The organism is Streptomyces sp. NPDC058620, assembly GCF_042717135.1.
Classification (GTDB): Bacteria; Actinomycetota; Actinomycetes; order Streptomycetales; family Streptomycetaceae; genus Streptomyces.
This window is the reverse complement of sequence record NZ_JBHXQO010000006.1, coordinates 167,937-188,640: the sequence shown is the minus strand read 5'-3', so window position 1 is coordinate 188,640 and position 20,704 is coordinate 167,937. Positions and strand designations below refer to the sequence as shown.

Genomic DNA, 20,704 nt, shown 5'->3' with positions numbered 1-20,704 from the left:
GGGAATCCTCCCGTACGGCCCGCTTCCGTCTGCCCTGAACTACGACGCGTGAAGGGTGGCATGTCACATGCCGGGCACCCAGGCCGCTCCCAGGATGCCTGGTATGACTCCCAGGTCGCCTACGTGGACGGTCACCCGGCCGGAGGCCAGCCGGCCCTCTCCGGCGTCCAGTACGTAGTCGAACCAGTCGTAACCGAGATGGTCGCGGAACGGGCTGTACGTCACCGCGCCGTCCGCCTCGGCACTGGTCACCCCGTGCCTCGCCGGACCGACACCGACCAGTCGCACCCCGTCCCCGAGGCCGTCGGTGAGGCTCCGCAGCACGCCGCGCTGCCCCGGCATCACGGCCATGCTGCGGCCCAGCGGTGGCAGCGCGGCGATCCGGAAACCGTGGTTCTTCAACGAGAACGTGGTGGAGGTGAGACTTTTGCCGCCGTCGGCGATGATGCCCGCTCGCAGGACCGGCACGAGGAAGGCGTCGGGAGCCGCGTGCTTGTGCACTTCGAGAGTGAATCTGGCGATGCGCTCGGTGCCCGGACCGGTGGAGGTGGCGTACCGTCCGCCGCCCGGCAACAGGCTCATGCCGGTCATCCGCCCCATCACGGCTACCTGGTCGAACGAGTTGGCCATGAGGTATCCGTAGTACCGCGTGCCCTCGCCCTCAGGGGTGAGGAGCAACTCGAAGCCGATCTGCTGTCCCGGCCGGACGGGCCGGCGCGGGTCCGCGTCGGCCCGGAGCTCCAGGTGGCAGACCATCGAGGGATTGTCTTCCTGGATGCTCCGCATACGGGCGATGGTGAAGGAACTCGTACCGCTCATACTCATCCGACTCTCAGTTCTGACCGACGGTTCGCGCCTCGGTCAGCGCGGCGTGGGTTTCGTCGTCGAGCCAGACCACCCATTCCGGAGGAAATTCCGCACGGTCGAGGTTGACGGCCCAGTGCGGCGGAATGATCTTCTGCGCCACCAGCGAGTAGGCGACATAGCGGGCGCAGGCGATGGCGCCGGCCGGTACGAGATGGCCCGGATCGTGAAACCCCTCCGGGTAGTTCGGGTGCTCATTCGGTTCGAGATGGACGAAGAAGGGCCGGATTCCTTCGGGTCCCAGCTCCTGCCACCAGGCGAGACTCTGGTCGTAGAGATTGATGTACGGAACACTCGCCTCGACCGAGAGGTCTCGCATGGCCATCGCGTACTCGGTGATGCTGCGCGGAAGATTGCCGTGCACATCATGGGTGTCCCGCTCGTGCGGACTGACCAGGACCGGGTGCGCGTTCCGCTCGCGCGCACCGTCGACGAACTTCCGGAGGTGATGAGGGAAGTCTCCGTATGCCTCCATACGGAGCCATTTCTCTGGCTTCGAGTCATTCGTCCCGAAGGAGGCGAGGAGATAGTCACCGGGACGGATGTTCTCCAGGATCCACTCCAAGCGGCCACGCTCACTGAACGTTCGGGCGCTCGCTCCGGCACGGGCACAGTTGACTATTTCGACCTCGGGCCCGAAGAAGAAATGAAACACCTGCCCCCAGCCGGCCATGGGGGCCTTGCTCTGCTCCCGGTGGACAACCTCCGAACCGCCCGCCAGGAAGATGCGGCACGGGCCCCGTTCGCCGGTGACGTCAGACTGCACGTTCCCACCCTCCGTCACGCATACCGCTTCCGTCCGGCATCTCCGCGCGGTCGTTGCCCGGAAGCACCTGCGCGGGGACGCTCCGAGCACCCCCGGCGGATACCGGCAGCGCGGCCACCGGTCCCCTCGGCCCCAACTGGGCGGCACTCGACCTGCCGAGCGCGTCGATGGCTTCGTACACGCGCCGGCAGTTCCCGTCGCCCCGGTGGGCGAAGAAGTGCTCGGCACGTTCACGGTACGGGCTCTCCACCGTGAACTTCCTGCTCATGGCAGCGATGATCTCGTCGACCGCCCGGTCGACGGTCCGGCAGACCGGCCCGAAGCCGTGCTCGGCGAGGTTGAAATAGCCGCGCTTGTAATGGCGGCCGTAGAAGTCCTCCTCGTCGAAGGGCACATAGACGAGCGGTATGCCCATGTACGCCACGTCGAAGAACACCGAGGAGTAGTCGGTCACCATGAGGGAGCACTCCTTCATGGCGTCCTGCACATTCCTCCCCTTCGGGTCCGCGACCTTGATGACCGAGGACTCGATCCGGAAGTTGTGCAGATAGGGGCGAATCTCGTAGTGCGGGAAGAATTCGAGATCGACCCCGTAGTGCTCCAGCGCCGCGACAAGCCTGCGGTCGGAAAGAAGGGACCGGTAGAACCTGAAGTACTCGGACTGCGTGAACGCCGTCTTGGCCGGGCCCGAGGACTTCTTGTACGAGGCTGTCACGATCCACTGCCGCCACGTCGGCATGAGCAGGATGCGAGGCCGCTCCGTCCGCTCCCGGTGCAGCGCGTCGAACCGGGGCAGCCCGGCCAGCACCGCGCGGTCGCCGAAGCCCGCCTCCTGCGCCAGGTACTCACGCTCCTGACGTCCGGTGGTGACGATCATGTCGTAACTGGTGATCCGCTGGTCCACGCCGGTGGTCACGTCGTTGTAGATGATTCCGTGCTGCAGGAAGACGCGCTGATACTTCAGCAGTTCGCCGAAGCGATGCAGGAACAGAACCTTCCGGTAGCCCTCGGGCAGGAGGTAGGACTCCGAGTCGTACGAGCCGATGAGCTTGGTCGCGTGCAAGAGGTACATGCGGTGCTTGAACGACCCGAGCTTGATCACTCTGCCGTAACGCGCGACCTTCGCGTAGTCCGGGGCGTTCCTGTCGATGACGTAGTAAGCCTTGCGCCGCTTGCGCTGAGTCCGCATCCACTTGAAGAAGTGGTAGGAGTTGTCCTGCGCGGTGTCCGAGCGCTCACCGATGAGCCAGATCTCGCGGGAGTTGAGGAACGGGTAGACCAGCCAGTAGGCCAGGCGCATCCGCCAGCCCGGGTTCCGCGTTTTGAGAATGCGCACCTCCCGGGCGAAGCGCCACACCGCGTGTTTGACCCTCGCGCCGACCGTCCGGTCGACGAGGCGCAGGTGCAGCGCCTCCTGACCTCCGATGGTGAGCATGTAGGGGTGGCCGGCTATGCGGCCGGGGCCCTTCAGCCGGTGCAGCGGCAGTCGCGCCTTCATGACCACGTTGCGCTGCCGGGAACCGTCCTCACGATGGACGCGGAGCCGGAAGTCGCCCACTCCGAATCCCCCGCGTGCCAGGTCGGCGACCGGAATCTCCGCATACCATCCGGCGTACAGATCCCGTTCGTTACGGGCGTTCCACAGGTCGCGGCGGGCGACCTGCCTCAGCGGGACGGCGATCTTGGCGCGAGCGGTCTGGTAGACGAACTCCAGACCGTTGCGCAGCGGACCGCTCACGTCCATGCCGGGGAATGCCAGACAGCCCTCAACGACCAGGACATCGCCTCGCGTGCGTACCGACTCCACCACGACATTGGGATCGTTGACACGCGCCGTACGAGTCTCGACGAACCCTCCGTCGAAGGTTCGGTAGAAACCCTCGTCGTCGATCTCCAGAACCAGTTCCGCGTTCTCCAGGGCGGGTGCCGGGTTGCAGAAGAGCTCGAAGTTGCCGCTCTTGGCGGCGTAGTGATCGAGCTGCTGGACCGAGTTGGTCGCGTATTCCAGGATGACGTCGTCAGGGATCTGAGCGTAGTGGCTGCGGAGGTCCGGGAACATCTCCGCCAGCTGGGATCTGGCCATCACGTTACGGGCGTTGCACAGGAATCCCTTGTACGTGCGCGTGACGTAGCGGTGGAACATGCGCTGGATATCCGCACGTTCTCCCGCCGTGTAGTTCAGCAGGAAGTGGTTGAGCCTCAGATGGTCACGGTAGTTCGCCGGCTTGCTCCACAGGGAGTCCATGATGGAGGAGCCGTCCGGGCGGCCGCGGTAGTAATAGACCGGCTCGTCGACAATGCTGATCGCGTTCGCCCGCAGCATGGTCGGAAGCGTCACCCAGGAGTCCTCGAAGTGGACTCCCTCGCCGAAGCGCACTCCCAGCCGCCTCAGCAGACCGGTGCTGAACAGCTTGTTGCAGGCGGAGCCACTGAAGATGAGATCCGGAACGGTGGCGAGGTCGCGGATGACCTGGTCGCCCTTGCCGAAGTACTGCTTCCACGGGCCGTACGGACGATCGGGGAAGTTCACCAGGTCCCCGACGACCACTTCGGACTCGTCCCGCCACGCTGCCTGAAGCATTTTCGACAGCGCGTCCTCGCCCAGGATGTCGTCCGAGTCGAGGAAGGTGACGTAGGGCGCGGTGACCTGGTCGAGGCCGTTGTTGCGCGCGTTCCCGAGGCCACCGTTCTGCTGGTGGACCACGGTCACGTTGGCGTAGTACTCGGCGAAGCGGTCGAGGATCTGGGGCGTCTCGTCGGTCGCGCCGTCGTCGACCAGGATGACCTGCGTCGCCGCGAAGCCCCGCTGCGCCGCGATGGAGCCGAGACAGTCGTCCAGATACTTCGCCACGTTGTAACACGGCACGACGACAGCCATCTCGAAGGCGTAGTCGAGCGTGGCGATGGGCGGGTGAAGCAGGTTCCGCCACCACATCCACGGTGCGTTCGGGTCGTTCTGCGCGGTCTCGAAGGTCCGGCGGCCCGCTATCGCACACCTCAGCGCGAGGTTTCCGCTGACGGTGCGGTAGCCCTCGAGCTCCTCGTCCTGCGCCTCGAACGTCAGCCCGGAGAGCTCGATGTCCCGTACGTTGAGCGGCGAGCGGGACCGGCTCCGGTTCCACTCGACGATGACCGACACGTTCCAGACGGTGCTGTCGGAGAACGTCTTCCCGAGCACGGTCGAGAGGTCCACCGTGCCGTCGAAACTGATGAAGCGCTCGTCGACGTCCGAACGGGGGATCGGTACCGTGACGTCCTGCTTGGAGTGCCGGTTCCGCACGGCCAGCGTGAGTTTGAGATCGTGCCCCGGGTCGATCCAGCCGAACCTGTTGACGAGCCGTCCCTCGAACCGGAGCTTCACCCCGTTGACCGACCAGCTGTCGAGCTGTGCGAAGAGGGGCACCTGCGAGAGCTTCGCCGCCGAAAGCCCGAGCTCCGTGACGTCGAGCATGCGCCGGGCGTCCGGCAGATGCAGATGATCTCCGGACCAGTACACGCGCCCGTCTTCCTCGACGAGGAAGGACGAGAGCATGCTCTTGCGCTGGGCGTAGTCGAGGGTCGTGAGGGCGGCTTCGGTCTCCTGATACATCAGGAGATAGGCGCGTACCCGGTCGATCGGGTCGCACAGCTCGAACGCCTCTTCACTGATCGTGAAGAGATAGCTGCTGGCGATCTCCGCGAAGCCCTGCTGGAACTGCGGGTCGCCCTCCGCCAGGGCCCGCATGTACAGACGCAGGTCGTGAGCGAGGAACTTGGAGTCCTTGCGGACCTTGAGCGCCCACAGGCCCCGCTCCAGGAGGAAGGCGTCGGTGGCACGGTGCACGGCGACGCGGTCCGTAATGCTTCGCAGTTCGCCGGTGCGGCCCGTGATCGAGTCGCCCTCGGGTTCCCACATCCACCGGTACACGGGGTCCGTGATGACGGTGATCCCGTCGGCGAGGCAGCCGGCGACGGTCGAGAAGTAGGTGTCCTCGTAGAACACGCCTTCCGGGAACCAGACCCCGCCGTCCCGGAGGAAGTCGACGCGGTACAGCTTCGCGGCGGCGATGGGGTCGGTGAGCATCAGCGGGAACTCCGCGAGACCGGTCACCGTGCGCCGCATGGCGTAGACCTCGGGTGCCCAGCCCTCGGTCTCGCTGGTGGCCCGGTTGACCCGCACGGCCTTGCCCGCGGTGATGTCGCTGCCTGTCTCCAAGGCACTCGTCAGCAGCAGCTCACAGGCGCGCGGGGGCAGTTCGTCGTCGGAGTCCAGGAACATCACGTACCGGCCGGCCGCCTGGGCTATGCCCATGTTGCGGGGCGCGCCGACACCACCACTGTTGGTTGGGCGGCGCAGCACGCGCACGCGCCCGTTGTTACCGGCGAAGCTCTCGACGATGTCCAGCGTGTTGTCCGTCGAGGCATCGTCGACGATGACGACCTCGACCCGCTCGTACGTCTGGTTGACAGCGGACTGGAGAGCCTTTCCGATCGTCGTCGCCGCGTTGTAGGCGGGAATGACGATCGTCACCCATACATCAGGGGTGTCCTGTTCAAGCCTCATCGGTTGCCTTCTCGGTCGCCCAGGTATCCGTTCTGCTCCGGCAGGGGGGCGTGGGGGGCGGCGTACAGCCGCTGGCCCTGATCCGGATATCCGTAGGTCCGGCCCGTCTGCTGATACGTTCCGGCAGACGGCCATTCCTCGTGCTGCGCGTACTGCTCATTCGGCGTGTAGGCCGGGAACGGCTGCGGGTAGGGCTGGAAGCCCAGATCCTCGTCGGGCTGCTGCTCCAGCAGCCGCTGCGCCTCGAGCAGCCCTTCTTCGACGCCTCGACGGTGACGTCCCCGGTGCAGATGGGGGGAGATCGTGCCGGCCGTGGAGGGAGCCACGCTCAGACCGGCCATCACCGCGGTGAAGTCACGGGTGGAGAGCCAGAACTTGTACATGATGATCAGCTCGAAGATGCCGAGCAGAACCGCGGAGACCACCGTCGTCCACAGGATCTGACCAATCAGCGGCCCGACGATGAAGACGAACATCTGGAACTCGATGCCGCTGATCAGGTGCGGTCGGATGCGACTGCGCAGCAGGGCGTGCCTCACCCGCTGGTACCACGGGAAGCGGTGGCGGAACTGCGCATGCAGGTCGACGACATGGGCGGCTTCGGCCTGTTGCTTGAGTGTCTCCGCCTCGGCCTCCGGGTTCTCCCGGAGCAGATCCTCCATGAACCGGATCTGCTTCCCCGGCGGCTCGGCCGGCACCTGACCCGCTGCCGCGTACGCCGCGGCGGCCTCCGCCGCGGCCGCGCTTTCGGCCTCCTGCTTCTCCTGCGTGACCTTCTCGATCTTCGCGCGCATCGACATGCGCATCTTGTAGATCTGCAGGGCATCGACGTAGCGCAGCATGTCGAGGAAGACGACCATCAGAGCAGCGAGGAGATAGCGCTCGTCTCCGTCGCGCAGATACTGACCGCCCATCAGGGCGAGGGCGCAGAACAGCACTCGGATGCGGTCGAAGACGTAGTCGAGCCATCCGCCGAACACGGTGCCGTTGCCCTTGAGCCGGGCAAGCTTTCCGTCGATGCAGTCGAGGATGAAGCTCAGGTGGTACAGAGCCGCGCCGATGGCAAGGGACAGCATGTCGCCCTTGAGGAAGAACCCGGCGGAGCCGAGTCCCACGAACAGCGCGGCCCACGTCACACGGTTGGGCGTGATGAAACGGAACCGTGCCATGACGATCAGCATGCGGGTCGCGACGGGGTCCACCAGGACCACCGTCCACCAAGCGTCACGCTTCTTGCATGTCAGTTTCTGAACAGCACGCAGGGACAGCTTGGCCATAACCCCTCAGTCACGAGAACACCAGCAAACAGCCCTCGCTCATGCATGGGCAGACACGAGGCGCCTCCATGTTCACGAGGTACCCCCCGGTCCTTCACATGAAAGATTCACAGACTTTATCAAGAGATGAACTGACCAAGAGCAGCTTCGCTATCATTCCGAACCTCTTGGATCATCCCCGGCCAAGAAATGTCACGCTGTGTACCAGGAACCGAATTCGAAACCGCCGGTTCGTGACTCTCGGTGCGCGATCGCCAACTGCGCTCCGGCCGTGAGGGACGCCAATGTGACCATCCCGGTACGGGCCCGCAGAGCAGCGGCCGTGAGTGGAGAGCTCGCACCTGCTTCGTTCCACCACACACCCTGATCGGGGCGCCCTTCGGCATACGCCCCGACCACGCCCATGCCGCCCGGCCCACCCCTGACAAGGAGCGTGTAGGCCCAGCCGTCCACCTCGACTCCGGGGGCGCCGCCCAGAGGGCCCTCACCCTCCGATCCGCCTAGCGGCACGGGTGCGGGAGCTCCCGGCCACCAGATACCGGGCTCGTTCGTCAGCAGATCCCTGAAGAGGACAGTGCCGGGCTCGGGTCCGGCCGCCATGGAGCCCGGCCGGGGCGAGAAGGGAACGTTCCGGTCCTCTGTCCAGTCCCCGTCCGGGCCGGAGCGGTACCAGCGCACCACAGCCCCGGATTCGCGGGTACGGGCCAGGAGTTCGACCTCACCCTGCGGCGTGGTGACCGCGACGAGGTCGTCCGCGACCCGCTGGCCTCGCAGGTGTTGCCAGGGGGTGGTCCATACCCCGTCGGGCGCCTGGCGGCGATAACTCACGCTGTGGCCGAAGTTGCGCACGAAGACGAAGAAGTTTCCCGCCCGGTCGAAACCGGCCGCCGGGAAACCGACCTCTCTGCTCTTGTACCGGTCTCCGGGGTTCGGGGAGCCGAGCGAGTGCCACGGTGTCAGTGGCCGTCCGGTGCCGTACTGCGCGGCATGCACGATCTCCACGTCGTCACCGCCGTCCTTGCGCGCGGTCCGGCGCAGGGCGAGCAGGTGCACGAACCCGTGGAGATCCCGCACCACGGACAGACCGGGCATCAGCCGCGGGCCCGGCAGGAGCTCCGGCCCCTGCCATTCCGGCCTGCCGGCCTCCGGCTGGAACCATCGCACCACGCCTGCGGCCGACGGCAGGAACGCGGAGAGCCGCCCGTCGAATCCCTCGGTCAGCCAGTTCGCCGTACGGGGATAGCGTGACGCCGACGCGGCACCGAGTTTCTCGTCCGCCGCCGCCCTGCGGCAGTCGACGAAGACCGGGACGCCCGACTCCAGCTGATGCGTACGCGCCGCCGCCAGAGCGTCCAGTGCCGCAGCCGCCAGTCGAGGAGGCTCATCGTGTACCGGTATGCCCGTTTCCGGGTCGTATGTGGCACGCTCCGGGTCGGGGTCCGTCAACCGCACCCACCTCGGGCGCAGTTCCCTGAGCTCTCTCACCAGGGCTTCGCGGCAGTCGCCGCCCTCACCGCGGAGGAAGACGGGACTGCCGCCGGCCCGGCATCCGCGCCGGACCGCGTCGTCCAGCGCGCGGTCCAGTACGGCGCGGTCCTCCTTGCCCCCCTCGCCCACGCAAATGACGCTGATCTCCGCCCCTGCCACCTCGGCCGAGACGAGAAGCGCGGCGTCGCGCGGCGTGGCGGCGATGACCGCCACGCTCTGGAGGTCGTCCCGCGCGGCTCCGCCGGCCTGAGCCTTCCTCACCGAGTCGCCATCCGTCCTGCGGGCCATGTCTTCCCGTCCTTCCGAGGCACACCGGGCGCCACTGTGCTCATATCCGGCGCCAGTCGCTGAGGGCCAGGCCCTGACCGTCCACCTGTCGCGCGACCGCCGGACGGCCGTCCTGGCCGATGACCGCCACGCCCATCCGTCCAGCCCCGTCGACGGCGAGCGAAGGGTCGCCCGCACAGCGCATACCGGTGTCGGTCCACCACACGCCGGCCTGCTCCCCCTCCGTCGCACAGGCGCCCAGAGTGAGGGTCCCGCCCGCGCCCCTGAACGCCAGCACCGTGCAGTCGAGTCCGTCCAGCATCGTGCGCACGGCGCTGATGGCCCCGTCCCCCGGCTCGCCCCCCAGGGGCACCGGCCAGTGACCCGCCCGGAAAGCCGCGACACCCCCGCCCCGCACATCGGTGAGGTAGTACGTCAGCCGGCCGGGGGCCGTCTCCAGGGAAGTCACCGAGCCCGGCAGGGGGACAGCGCCCACCTCGTAGCCGGGCACGAGAGGCCCGGCCGGCTCCTGCTGGCACAGGTGGAGCGCGCCCGTGCGCGTCGGAACCAGCACCTCGACGAGACCCGACGAGGTCACGGCGGGTGCGGGGCGGTCGGTGACACCCGCAGCCGGAAGCTTCCGCCACGCCTCCCACTGACCACGCTTGTCCTCACGACGCAGCGCGAGGCCACCCAGTCCCGTAGGGACGCACACGTGGAGGGCGCCGTCCGGGGTCACGGCCGCGGCGGGGGCGCCGGCCTCCGCACCCTGGCCGACGTCCTTGGACGGATTCCCCAGCGAACGCCACGCCGTCACCGGACGACCGGTCTGGAACTGGGTCGCGTGCATGATGTCCACCGCGGACCGGTCCTCGCCGTGCGGCCGTTCCCGGCGCCCCAGGATGTGGGCGTAGCGGTTGCGGCCCTGGACCACGGTGAGGTGCGTGATCCCCGTGGCCGAAACGGCATCCGGACCTGCCCAACGGCCGGAGCCGGTGGCCTCCTCCGTCCAGCGAAGGACCTCACCCTCCTGGTGCACGTACACCGTCAGCCGGCCGTCGTGGCCGGTCAGCAGCCAGGGCCCGCCGAGCACCCGGCCGGACTGCCGCCGCGCGGCGGACGCGCGCGTCGGTTCCGCTTCGGACGGGAAGGCGCCTCGCATGGTGTGTTGTCACCCTCCCAACGGATGAGGCCCCCATCGAGTGAGGGTGTAGGACCGAGACATCATAGACAGCGACAGAAACGTTGATGCGGGGAGAAATCCGTTGATGCGGGGAGGAATCGACGGGCCGGTGGCCGCTCTCAGCGACGCGCACCCGGGTGCCGCAGGCACCATCCGTCCCACGCCGAGGCCACCATCTCGCGAGCGTCGTGCCGGGCGGACCAGCCCAGCTCTTCGCGAATCCGGTCCGCGGACGCGACGACCCGGGCCGGGTCCCCCGCCCTGCGGGCGCCGTGCACGGGAGTGGCCGCGGCTCCGTAGCCCGTGACCTCCGCGATGAGGTCGATCATCTCCCGCACCGAGACGCCCTGCCCCCGGCCGATGTTGAGGGTCAGATCCGTCCCCGGCCCGCGCTCGGCCAGCGACCTGGCCGCTGCCAGATGCGCCGAAGCGATGTCGTCGACGTGGATGAAGTCACGTACGCAGGTGCCGTCCACGGTGTCGTAGTCGTCGCCGAAGACCACGGGAGCCGTGCCCTCGGTCAGTTTCTCGAAGACCATGGGGACGAGGTTGAAGACACCGGTGTCGGCGAGCTGGGGCGTGGCCGCCCCCGCCACGTTGAAGTAGCGCAGGGACGCGGTGGCGATGCCGTGGGCACGGCCCGTCGCGCGCACCATCCACTCGCCGGCCAGCTTGGTCTCGCCGTAGGGATTGATCGGGGCGCACGGAGTGTCCTCGGTCACAAGACCGACGTCGGGCATGCCGTACACAGCGGCCGATGAGGAGAAAAGGAAAGTCCCGACTCCGCTGTCGACCGTGGCGTCCAGAAGGGTCCGGAGACCGTCCACGTTCTCGCGGTAGTAGTACAGCGGCTGTTCGACCGACTCGGCCACCTGCTTCTTGGCCGCCAGGTGAACCACGCCGCGCACCGACAGCTCTCGCATGGTGCTTCGCAGGTGGGCGCCGTCCAGCGTGGATCCCCGCACGAACGGGACATCCTCCGGGACCCGCGCGCGGTCCCCGGTGGAGAGGTCGTCGTACACCGCGACCGGCTCACCGGCCTCCCGCATCGCCCGGAGCACGTGCGCTCCGATGAACCCCGCCCCACCCGTGATCAACCAAGTCATGAACGAATAGTAGTTCGAGGCGGACAGGGCTCGAACCCAGGTATCAGAACGTACACTCCCACGATTAGCTGTTCTATAGTGCTCGGTCAGTCATGCATTCACGGACCGGTCACACCCCCCACCCGAGTCCCACGCACTCCGCCGCCCGTCCCGGGCAATGAGATATGAGGACTCGAGCAGGATGAGCCACGACGCCATGACACCGGGCACGCCCAGCAGCCATGCCGCTCCGCGTGGAGGGGGGCGCAAGCGCAAGCGCAACGAAGGCGCCCCGCGCAAGCCGCGTCGCGGACTCAAGATCGCCCTCGGGATCTTCCTCGTACTCCTGCTCGCCGGCGGCGGCACCGTCTACTGGATGTACAGCAGCCTCGACGGCAACATCAAGGGCGTCGACATCGACAAGGCCCTCGGTGAGGACCGCCCCGAGAAGCTCCCGACCACGGGGCAGAACCTCCTCGTCCTCGGTTCGGACTCACGGGCCGGTGCCGAGAACAAGGAGCTCGGCGGGGGCGGCAGTGTCGGCGGAGCGCGTTCCGACACCGCGATGGTGGTGCACATACCCGAAGGCCGTACGAAGGCCGTCGCCGTGTCCATCCCCCGCGACACCCTGGTGACCCGGCCCGAGTGCACCAAGCCCGACGGTTCGACGACGTCGTCCGCGAACCGCGTGATGTTCAACTCCGTCTACTCGCTGGCCGGTCCCGCCTGTGTGGTCAAGACCGTCGAGAAGATGTCCGGCGTCCGGATCGACCACTACCTGGAGATCAACTTCGCCGGGTTCAAGGACCTGGTCGACGCCATCGGCGGCGTCACGGTCGACGTCCCCCAGGACATCAACGACAAGGCGTCCGGCCTGAGCCTGACCGCCGGCCCGCACAAGCTCGACGGCACCGAGTCGCTCGCCTACGTCCGTACGCGGCACGGCATCGGTGACGGCAGCGACCTCGGGCGCATCGGGCTCCAGCAGCAGTTCATGATGGCGCTGCTGAGCGAGATCAAGTCGCAGGACCTGCTGGGCAGCCCGACGACGACGTACAAGATCGCCAGTTCCGCCACCAAGTCGCTGACGACCGACGAGGGTCTCGCCTCGCTCAAGTCGCTCAGCGACTTCGCGCGTTCGATGAACGGCGTCGACCCGGCCTCGATGGAAACGATCATGCTGCCGGTCGCGTACGACAAGCAGGACCCGAACCGGGTGGTGGCCGCTCAGCCGCAGGCCGACACCCTCTGGAAGGCGCTCCGCGAGGACACCTCGATCCCGGAGTCCGCGAAGAAGTCCCCCGCCACCGGCGGCTGACGGACCGTGAGCGGCGGCGGCCCGTGGCATTCTGCCAGGATGCCCGGGATGCCGACCGAGAAGACGCTGCCGCTGGTGATCGTCGACGCCGCCAACGTGGTGGGGTCGGTACCGGACGGCTGGTGGCGGGACCGGCGCGGGGCGGCCGAGCGGCTGCGGGACTCGCTCGTCCCCTACGCCAAGGACGGCCTGGCCACGGCCCCCGGCCCCGTCGAGCTGGTGCTGGTCGTCGAAGGCGCGGCGCGCGGCACCGGTCCGGTGCCCGGCGTACGCGTGGAGACGGCGCCCGGCAGCGGTGACGACCTGATCGCCGGACTCGTCGCGACAGAGGCGGCCCGGTCTCCGGGCCGCCTCTGCCTCGTGGTCACTGCGGACCGGGGACTGCGGCAGCGGGTCGAGGCGCACGGGGCGAGGTGCGTGGGACCCCGTGCCGTACGCCCCGCACCGCCGGCCGGGCTCAACTGACCTGCTTGCGCTCCCCGCTCTCGGTAACGCGGCTGTGCCTCTGCCCGTACAGGAAGTAGATGGCGATACCGATCGCCATCCAGACCCCGAACCGCACCCAGGTCTCGGCCGGCAGGTTCAGCATCAGCCAGACCGAGGCGGCCACCGAGAGGATCGGGACCAGCGGGACCCACGGGGTGCGGAAGGCGCGGTGCAGATCGGGCCGGGTGCGGCGCAGGACGATCACGCCCAGGGCGACGACGACGAACGCGAAGAGCGTGCCGATGTTCACCAGCGTCGCCAGTTCGTTGATGCTGGTGAAGCCCGCGATGATCGCGATGAGCACGCCCAGCAGGATCGTCGGCCGGTACGGCGTGCCGAACTTCGGGTGCGTCACGGAGAAGAACCGCGGCAGCAGCCCGTCCCGGCTCATCGCGAAGAACACCCGGGTCTGGCCGAGCAGCAGGATCATGCAGACCGTGGTGAGGCCGACGGCGGCACCGAAGCTGATGACGCCCGCGTAGAACGGGTGCCCGACGGACTTGAAGGCGTCGGCGAGCGGGGCGCTCACCGACAGTTCGCTGTAGTGCTGCATGCCGGTGACGACGATGGACACGGCCACGTAGAGCACGGTGCAGATCAGGAGCGAGCCGAGGATGCCGCGCGGCATGTCCCGCTGCGGGATCTTGGTCTCCTCCGCTGCGGTGGCGACGACGTCGAAGCCGATGAAGGCGAAGAAGACGACGGAGGCAGCGGTGAAGATGCCCATGATGCCGAAGTTCGTGGGTTCGTAACCGAACATCAGCTGGACCAGCGGTGCGTCCAGGCCCGCACCGGCGGGCTGCCTCACGGCGTCGGGGATGAACGGCGAGTAGTTGTCCGCGTTGATGAAGAAGGAGCCCGCGATGATCACGATGAGGACCACCGTCACCTTGATGGCGACGACGATCGCGGTGACGCGTGCGGAGAGCTTCATGCCGAGCACCAGGATGACGGTGAGCAGCAGGACCAGCACGAAGGCCAGGATGTCGAAGCCGAACCCTTCGGCCACATCGGGCCCGGAGAGCGCGTCGGGCATGGTCCAGCCGACATTGTCCATCAGCGAGCGGACGTAGCCGGACCAGCCGACCGCCACCACGGCCGTGCCCAGCGTGAATTCCAGGATCAGGTCCCAGCCGATGGTCCAGGCGACCAGTTCGCCGAGTGAGGCGTACGAGAAGGTGTACGCGGATCCGGCCACCGGGACCGTCGAGGCGAACTCCGCGTAGCAGAGCGCGGCCAGCGCGCAGACGATGCCCGCGGCGACGAAGGCGAGGGCCGTGGCGGGCCCCGCCGTCTCCTTCGCCACCTTGCCCGTGAGGACGAAGATGCCGGTGCCGATGATGACTCCGACGCCGAAGACCGTGAGGTCCAGCGCCGAGAGGGATTTCTTGAGTTTGTGCTCCGGTTCTTCCGTGTCCCTGATCGACTGTTCGACCGTTTTCGTCCGGAACATTGTGCTCACCGGTCTGCCTCCGTGATCGTTCGTCTCGTCCGTCGCCGGGGCCCTCGCGTTACCCGAATCACGGCCATGATCGAGAGGGCGCGCGGCATGCGGGCGGTCGAGCGGGGCGATTCACCCGATGGGGCCCGGGAGAGGGAAGCCCACTGGGCCGTACGGAGTAGAGGGGAGCCCCCTGGCGTCGCCGGACGGCCGGAGCGCGGGACACGACTGCGCCCCCCGGTCCGGTGGGACCGAGGGGCGCGGACGGGTGACGCGGTGGTGCGGTCAGTCGCGTGCGGGCTCCACCGGACGCGGCTCGGCGTCCCGGCTCTCGTACCGGCCGTCGAGCTTGGCCACCAGACCCGTGACCTGACGGGCGATGTCCGGGGCGGTCAGCCCGATCTCGGCCATGACCTCCTTGCGCGAGGCGTGGTCGAGGAAGACCGGCGGGATACCGAAGTCCCGCAGCGGTACGTCGACACCGGCGTCGCGCAGCGCCTGGGCGATGGCGGAGCCGACGCCGCCCGCGCGGCTGTTGTCCTCGACGGTGACGACCACCCGGTGCTGCTCGGCGAGCGGGGCCATGGCCTCGTCGACGGGCTTGACCCAGCGGGGGTCGACCACAGTGGTCGAGATGCCCTGGGCCTCCAGCAGCGTGGCGATCTCCAGGCACATCGGGGCGAGCGCTCCGACGGACACCAGCAGCACGTCGGGCCGCTTGGTGCCGGCCTCGCGCAGGACGTCCATCCCGCCGGCCTTGCCGACGGCCTTGACCGCCGGGCCGACCGCGCCCTTGGAGAAGCGGACCACGGTCGGGGCGTCGTCGACGTCGACCGCTTCGCGCAGCTGGGCGCGGACCTGGTCGGCGTCGCGCGGGGCGGCGATCCGGAGGGTCGGCACGCACTGGAGGATCGACATGTCCCACATGCCGTTGTGCGAGGCGCCGTCCGTACCGGTGACTCCGGCGCGGTCCAGGACGAAGGTGACCCCGCACTTGTGCAGGGCGACATCCATCAGGACCTGGTCGAAGGCGCGGTTGAGGAAGGTCGCGTAGACCGCGAAGACAGGGTGCAGTCCGCCGGTGGCGAGGCCAGCCGCGGAGACCGCGCCGTGCTGCTCGGCGATGCCGACGTCGTAGATCCGGTCCGGGAACGCCTCCTCGAACCTGCCGAGGCCGACCGGCTGGAGCATGGCCGCGGTGATCGCGACGATGTCCTTGCGCTCCTTGCCGAGCTTGACCATCTCCTCGCCGAAGACCGAGGTCCAGTCGAGGCCGGAGGTGGAGATCGGCAGGCCGGTGTCCGGGTGGATCTTGCCGACCGCGTGGAAGCGGTCGGCCTCGTCCTCGAGGGCCGGGGTGTAACCGCGGCCCTTCTCCGTGAGGCAGTGGACGATGACGGGGCCGCCGAAGCGCTTGGCCCGCTGGAGCGCGGACTCCAGGGCCTCGATGTCGTGGCCGTCGATCGGGCCCACGTACTTCAGGCCGAGGTCCTCGAACATGCCCTGGGGGGCGATGAAGTCCTTGAGGCCCTTCTTGGCGCCGTGCAGGGTCTCGTACAGCGGCTTCCCGACGACGGGAGTGCGCTCCAGGAGGTCCTTGCCGCGGGCCAGGAACCGCTCGTACCCGTCCGTCGTGCGGAGGGTGGCGAGGTGGTTCGCGAGGCCGCCGATGGTCGGGGCGTACGAGCGCTCGTTGTCGTTCACCACGATGACCAGGGGGCGGTCCTTGGCGGCGGCGATGTTGTTCAGCGCCTCCCAGGCCATCCCGCCGGTGAGGGCACCGTCTCCGATGACCGCGACGACGTGGTCGTCCTTCTCCAGTACCTCGTTGGCCTTGGCGAGGCCGTCGGCCCAGCCGAGGACGGTCGAGGCGTGCGAGTTCTCGATGATGTCGTGCTCGGACTCGGCCCGGGAGGGGTAGCCGGAGAGGCCGCCCTTGCTCTTGAGCTTCGAGAAGTCCTGGCGGCCTGTGAGCAGCTTGTGCACATAGCTCTGGTGGCCGGTGTCGAAGAGGACCTTGTCCCGTGGCGACTCGAACACCCGGTGCAGGGCGATGGTCAGCTCGACCACACCCAGGTTGGGTCCGAGGTGTCCACCGGTCTTGGACACCGCGTCGACGAGGAACGTACGGATCTCCCCGGCGAGCTGCTCCAGCTGCTCAAGGCTGAGCCGGTCCAGGTCGCGCGGTCCCCCGATGCGGGTCAGCAGATCCACCCGTGCCTCCTTGCGTTTGAGCTGGTCGAGCGTGCCGATCCGATGAGTCTAATGTTCCGCCCGCGTGCGCCGTCAGCGGGCGGTGCATTCTGCGCCACCCGATCGGATGACGTATGACATCGCACACCTGTGCGCACCATGGGAACGCGGACACGCACGAGCCCGGCACCTCGGAGGATGCCGGGCGGGTGCGTGGTCGGGGGTCAGGCGCGACCGGCCGACTTCTGGGTCTTGCGTGTGACGGAGTCGATGACGACCGTGATGAGGAGGACGCCGCCGGTGATCATGTAGTTGATCGGGGTGGCGATGCCTTCCAGGGACAGTCCGTACTGGATCGAGACGATGACCATGACGCCGAGGAGCGCGTTCCAGGTCCGGCCGCGTCCGCCGAAGAGGCTGGTGCCACCGATGACGGCCGCCGCGATGACGTTCATCAGCAGGTCGCCGGTGCCGGAGCCCTGGTTGACCGCCGCGATCTTGGAGGCCCAGAACAGACCGCCGATCGCCGCGAAGGTACCCGCGATGGCGAAGACCGAGACCCGGATCGCCGTGACGTTGATGCCCGCGCGGCGGGACGCCTCGACGCTGCCGCCGAGCGCGAAGATCTTCCGGCCGTAGGCCGTGCGGCGCAGGACGAAGTCCGTCGCCACCAGGACCACGAGGAAGAGGACCAGGGCCAGGGGCAGGCCCCGGTACTGGTTGAACATGATCGCGGCGGCGAAGGCGAACACCGCGAGCACGACGGTGCGCACCACGATGTCGGTGAGCGGCCGGGCCGGGATGCCCGCGGCCTCGCGGCGGCGGCTGTCCAGGAACGCGGAGAGGAAGTAGCCCACGACGGCCACCGCGGCGAGGCCGTACGCGGCCGCGACATCGGAGAAGTAGTACGTGGTGAGGTGACCGACGACGCCGTCGCCGTCAAGGTTGATCGTGCCGGTGTCACCGAGCAGCTGGAGCATGAAGCCCAGCCAGAACAGCAGGCCGGCGAGGGTGACGGCGAAGGCGGGCGCGCCTATCCGGGCGAAGAAGAAGCCGTGGATCGCGCCGATGACCGCACCGCTGACGATCGCGATGAGGACGGCCAGCCACTCGTTCATGCCCTGGGTGACGCTCAGTACGGCCACCAGCGCGCCGGAGACGCCGCTGACCGAGCCGACCGACAGGTCGATCTCGCCGAGCAGCAGGACGAAGATGATGCCGACGGCCATCATGCCGGTGGCGACCATCGCGACGGCGATGTCGCTGAGGTTCTTCGCGGAGAGGAACTCCGAGTTCAGGCTCTGGAAGACCACGCAGATGATGACCAGGCCGATGATCACGGGGATCGAGCCGAGGTCACCCGCGCTCATCTTGCGCTTGAACTCGGTGAGGTATCCGCCGAGGCCCTGCTCGCGCACGAGCAGCCGGGGGTCGACCGCGGTGGCCGCGCCCTTGGCGGCGTCCGGGTTCACCACGGGAGCGCCGGCGGGGGCGGCCGTCTTGTCGGTGTTCACTTCTGAACCTCCGCGTTGCGCGCCGCACGACGGGTCACGGCGTTTTCCGTGGCGCCGGTGATGGCGGAGATGATCTCTTCCTGCGAGGTGGTCTTCACGTCGAAGACCCCGTTGTTGCGGCCCAGCCTGAGCACCGCCACCTTGTCGGCGACGGCCTTCACATCGGCCATGTTGTGGCTGATGAGGATGACCGCGTGGCCGCGCTCGCGCAGCCGCTCGACGAGGTCGAGGACCTGGGCGGTCTGCTCGACACCGAGGGCCGCTGTGGGCTCGTCGAGGATGACGAGCTTGGGCTCACCGAGCATCGACCGGGCGATGGCCACGGTCTGGCGCTGACCGCCGGAGAGCGAGGCGATCGGGATGCGGACGCTGGGAATGCGGATCGACAGCGTGCTGAGGAGCTCGAGGGAGCGGCGCTCCATCTCGACCTCGTTGAGCACGCCGAACTTGCGGAGTTCCCGGCCGAGGTAGAGGTTCCCGACGACATCGATGTTGTCGCACAGCGCGAGGTCCTGATAGACGGTCGCGATGCCCAGGTTCTGGGCGTCGTGCGGCTTGTTGATCTGGACGGCGTCGCCTTCCCACTCGATGACTCCGTCATCGATCGGGTGGACACCGGCAATCGTCTTGACCAGCGTTGATTTACCGGCGCCGTTGTCGCCGACCAGGGCGACCACCTCGCCGGCGTGGACCTCAAGCTGTACATCGGTGAGCGCCTGGACGGCACCGAATCGCTTGGAGACCCCTCGCAACGCCAACACGGGCGTAGCGGACACGTGAACCATCTCCTTCGCCGCCTGACCGGCGGGGATGCCGCGCCTGGGGGAAGGCGCGGTGGGTCGAGCAGAAGAGAACAAGGGGGGCGCGGCAGAGGCCGCGGGGAAGTGTTCCATCCGGTGCCCCGCCCGGCAGCGGGACAGTTGGTGGGCGGGGCACCGGACAGGCTTCGTGGGCGCAAGTCGCTTGTACGTCAGCGGACTTGCTGCCGGTGGACGGCCGTCGCACCGTGCGATCACGGTGGCCGGCCGGCCGCGGGTCCGGCCGGGTGCGGCCGGACCCTCGACGGACTACTTGAGGCCGAGCTTGTCGCAGGCGGCCTTGTACTTGGCCGTGCAGATCTCGTCGACCGTGTAGATGCCGTCCTTCAGGACGGTGTCCTGGATGTTGGCCTGGGTCAGCGAGACGACCGGGACCAGGACGGTGGGAACGCCCTTCTGGGTGGGGCTGTCCACCGTGGACGTGGCGATCGAGTCGAGCTTCTCGCCCTTGGCCAGCGCGACGGCCATCTCGGCCGCGGCCGCACCCTCGGGGGCGTACGGCTTGTAGACGCTCATGAACTGCTCACCGGCGACGATGCGCTGCACACCGGCGAGTTCGGCGTCCTGGCCGGTGACCGGCGGGAGCTTGGAGAGACCGGCGGCCTTGAGGGCGGTGATGATGCCGCCCGCCATGCCGTCGTTGGCGGAGTAGACGCCGACGATCTTGTCCTTGCCGAGAGCCGTGATCGCCGCCTCCATGTTGGCGTTGGCGTTCTCCGGCTTCCACTCCTTGGTGTCGTACTCCTTGCCGTACTTGACCTTGCCGTCGAGCTCGGCCTTGGCGCCCTTCTTGAAGAGGGCGGCGTTCGGGTCGGTGATCGCGCCGTTCATCATCACGATCGTGCCGCCGTCGGCCTTGTCGCCGAGGGCCTCCAGCAGGGCCTTGCCCTGGACGTGGCCGACCTCTTCGTTGTCGAAGGAGGTGTAGGCGTCGATCGGGCCCTCGGCGAGGCGGTCGAAGGCGACGACGGGGATGCCGGCGTCCTTGGCCTTCTTCACGCCGTTGGCGATGGCCTTGGAGTCCACCGCGTCGATGATCAGCGCGTCGACTTTGTTGGTGATCATGGTCTCGACCTGCTGCGACTGCAGTGTGGCGTCCTGCTTGGCGTTGGCGTAGATGACCTTCGCCTTGCCGTTGGTGAGCTCGCTGACCTTCTCTTCGATGAGCGGCTTGTCGAACTTCTCGTACCGGGCCGTCTGATTCTCGGGAAGGAGCAGACCTATCTTGAGGTCGTCGCCCTTCTTCGCCGAGCTCTTTTCGGCCTTGTCGCCGGACTCCTTGGCACTGCCGCAAGCGGCAAGCGAGACAGCCATGGCGGTGGCGGCAACGGCAACGGCGGCACGACGCATACGCGTGTTCATTCTCGAACCTCCCTGACGAGGCCGCGACGTTGCGGCCGAGGTGGCTGGAAGTCAACTCGGCCGCGACGTCAGCGTCAAGGAGTAAATCCTTAACGAGAT

At 67.9% G+C, this 20,704-nt stretch carries 14 protein-coding genes; 2 read left to right on the top strand and 12 right to left on the bottom strand.

Going from position 1 to position 20,704, the window contains the following annotated elements; translation table 11 throughout:
• Positions 1–63: 63 nt before the first annotated feature.
• The 7 genes from ACFWSK_RS09620 to galE all read right to left on the bottom strand — a co-directional run bounded on the left by ACFWSK_RS09620 (position 64) and on the right by galE (position 11,494).
• On the bottom strand, positions 64–819 hold the full coding sequence (locus ACFWSK_RS09620) for an Ig-like domain-containing protein (RefSeq protein WP_383783310.1): 756 nt from the start codon (positions 817–819) through the stop codon (positions 64–66).
• A gap of 13 nt (positions 820–832) precedes the next feature.
• Positions 833–1,630: a rhamnogalacturonan acetylesterase gene (locus ACFWSK_RS09615; protein WP_383783309.1), complete on the bottom strand. Its 798-nt coding sequence runs from the start codon at positions 1,628–1,630 to the stop codon at positions 833–835.
• Positions 1,620–6,173 carry a glycosyltransferase gene (locus tag ACFWSK_RS09610; RefSeq protein WP_383783308.1) on the bottom strand — a complete coding sequence of 1,518 codons (4,554 nt, stop codon included), beginning with the start codon at positions 6,171–6,173 and terminating at the stop codon, positions 1,620–1,622. The genes ACFWSK_RS09615 and ACFWSK_RS09610 overlap by 11 nt, the downstream gene beginning before the upstream one ends.
• Positions 6,170–7,342 carry a CDP-alcohol phosphatidyltransferase family protein gene (locus ACFWSK_RS09605; protein WP_383783307.1) on the bottom strand — a complete coding sequence of 391 codons (1,173 nt, stop codon included), beginning with the start codon at positions 7,340–7,342 and terminating at the stop codon, positions 6,170–6,172. The genes ACFWSK_RS09610 and ACFWSK_RS09605 overlap by 4 nt, the downstream gene beginning before the upstream one ends.
• 300 nt (positions 7,343–7,642) lie before the next feature.
• Positions 7,643–9,226: a hypothetical protein gene (locus tag ACFWSK_RS09600; RefSeq protein WP_383783306.1), complete on the bottom strand. Its 1,584-nt coding sequence runs from the start codon at positions 9,224–9,226 to the stop codon at positions 7,643–7,645.
• 40 nt (positions 9,227–9,266) lie between these two features.
• Positions 9,267–10,367, bottom strand: coding sequence for a hypothetical protein (locus ACFWSK_RS09595; protein ID WP_383783305.1), 1,101 nt, complete (start codon positions 10,365–10,367; stop codon positions 9,267–9,269).
• 140 nt (positions 10,368–10,507) lie between these two features.
• Complete coding sequence (gene galE / locus ACFWSK_RS09590) at positions 10,508–11,494, bottom strand: UDP-glucose 4-epimerase GalE (RefSeq protein ID WP_383783304.1); 987 nt, start codon at positions 11,492–11,494, stop codon at positions 10,508–10,510.
• A gap of 181 nt (positions 11,495–11,675) precedes the next feature.
• Here galE and ACFWSK_RS09585 point away from each other — a divergent pair, with 181 nt between their 5' ends.
• Both ACFWSK_RS09585 and ACFWSK_RS09580 read left to right on the top strand, forming a co-directional pair.
• Positions 11,676–12,791, top strand: a complete 1,116-nt coding sequence (locus tag ACFWSK_RS09585; protein WP_383783303.1) for an LCP family protein — start codon at positions 11,676–11,678, stop codon at positions 12,789–12,791.
• A 48-nt stretch (positions 12,792–12,839) separates the two neighbouring features.
• The gene (locus ACFWSK_RS09580) at positions 12,840–13,256 is read left to right on the top strand and encodes an NTP pyrophosphohydrolase (RefSeq protein WP_383783302.1); all 417 of its coding nucleotides are present in this window, start codon (positions 12,840–12,842) and stop codon (positions 13,254–13,256) included.
• Here the strand turns inward: ACFWSK_RS09580 and ACFWSK_RS09575 are convergent.
• The 5 genes from ACFWSK_RS09575 to ACFWSK_RS09555 form a co-directional block, all read right to left on the bottom strand.
• A complete protein-coding gene (locus ACFWSK_RS09575) occupies positions 13,249–14,730 on the bottom strand; it encodes an amino acid permease (RefSeq protein ID WP_383783351.1) in 1,482 nt (493 codons plus the stop codon). The two genes, ACFWSK_RS09580 and ACFWSK_RS09575, sit on opposite strands and share 8 nt — an antisense overlap.
• A 273-nt stretch (positions 14,731–15,003) precedes the next feature.
• Positions 15,004–16,932 carry a 1-deoxy-D-xylulose-5-phosphate synthase gene (gene dxs / locus ACFWSK_RS09570; RefSeq protein WP_383783301.1) on the bottom strand — a complete coding sequence of 643 codons (1,929 nt, stop codon included), beginning with the start codon at positions 16,930–16,932 and terminating at the stop codon, positions 15,004–15,006.
• Between the two features lie 203 nt (positions 16,933–17,135).
• Positions 17,136–18,425: a sugar ABC transporter permease gene (locus ACFWSK_RS09565; protein WP_383783300.1), complete on the bottom strand. Its 1,290-nt coding sequence runs from the start codon at positions 18,423–18,425 to the stop codon at positions 17,136–17,138.
• On the bottom strand, positions 18,422–19,210 hold the full coding sequence (locus tag ACFWSK_RS09560) for an ATP-binding cassette domain-containing protein (RefSeq protein ID WP_383783299.1): 789 nt from the start codon (positions 19,208–19,210) through the stop codon (positions 18,422–18,424). Before ACFWSK_RS09560 ends, ACFWSK_RS09565 begins: the two co-directional genes overlap by 4 nt.
• Before the next feature lie 282 nt (positions 19,211–19,492).
• Positions 19,493–20,605, bottom strand: coding sequence for a substrate-binding domain-containing protein (locus ACFWSK_RS09555; RefSeq protein ID WP_383783298.1), 1,113 nt, complete (start codon positions 20,603–20,605; stop codon positions 19,493–19,495).
• Positions 20,606–20,704 lie beyond the last annotated feature (99 nt).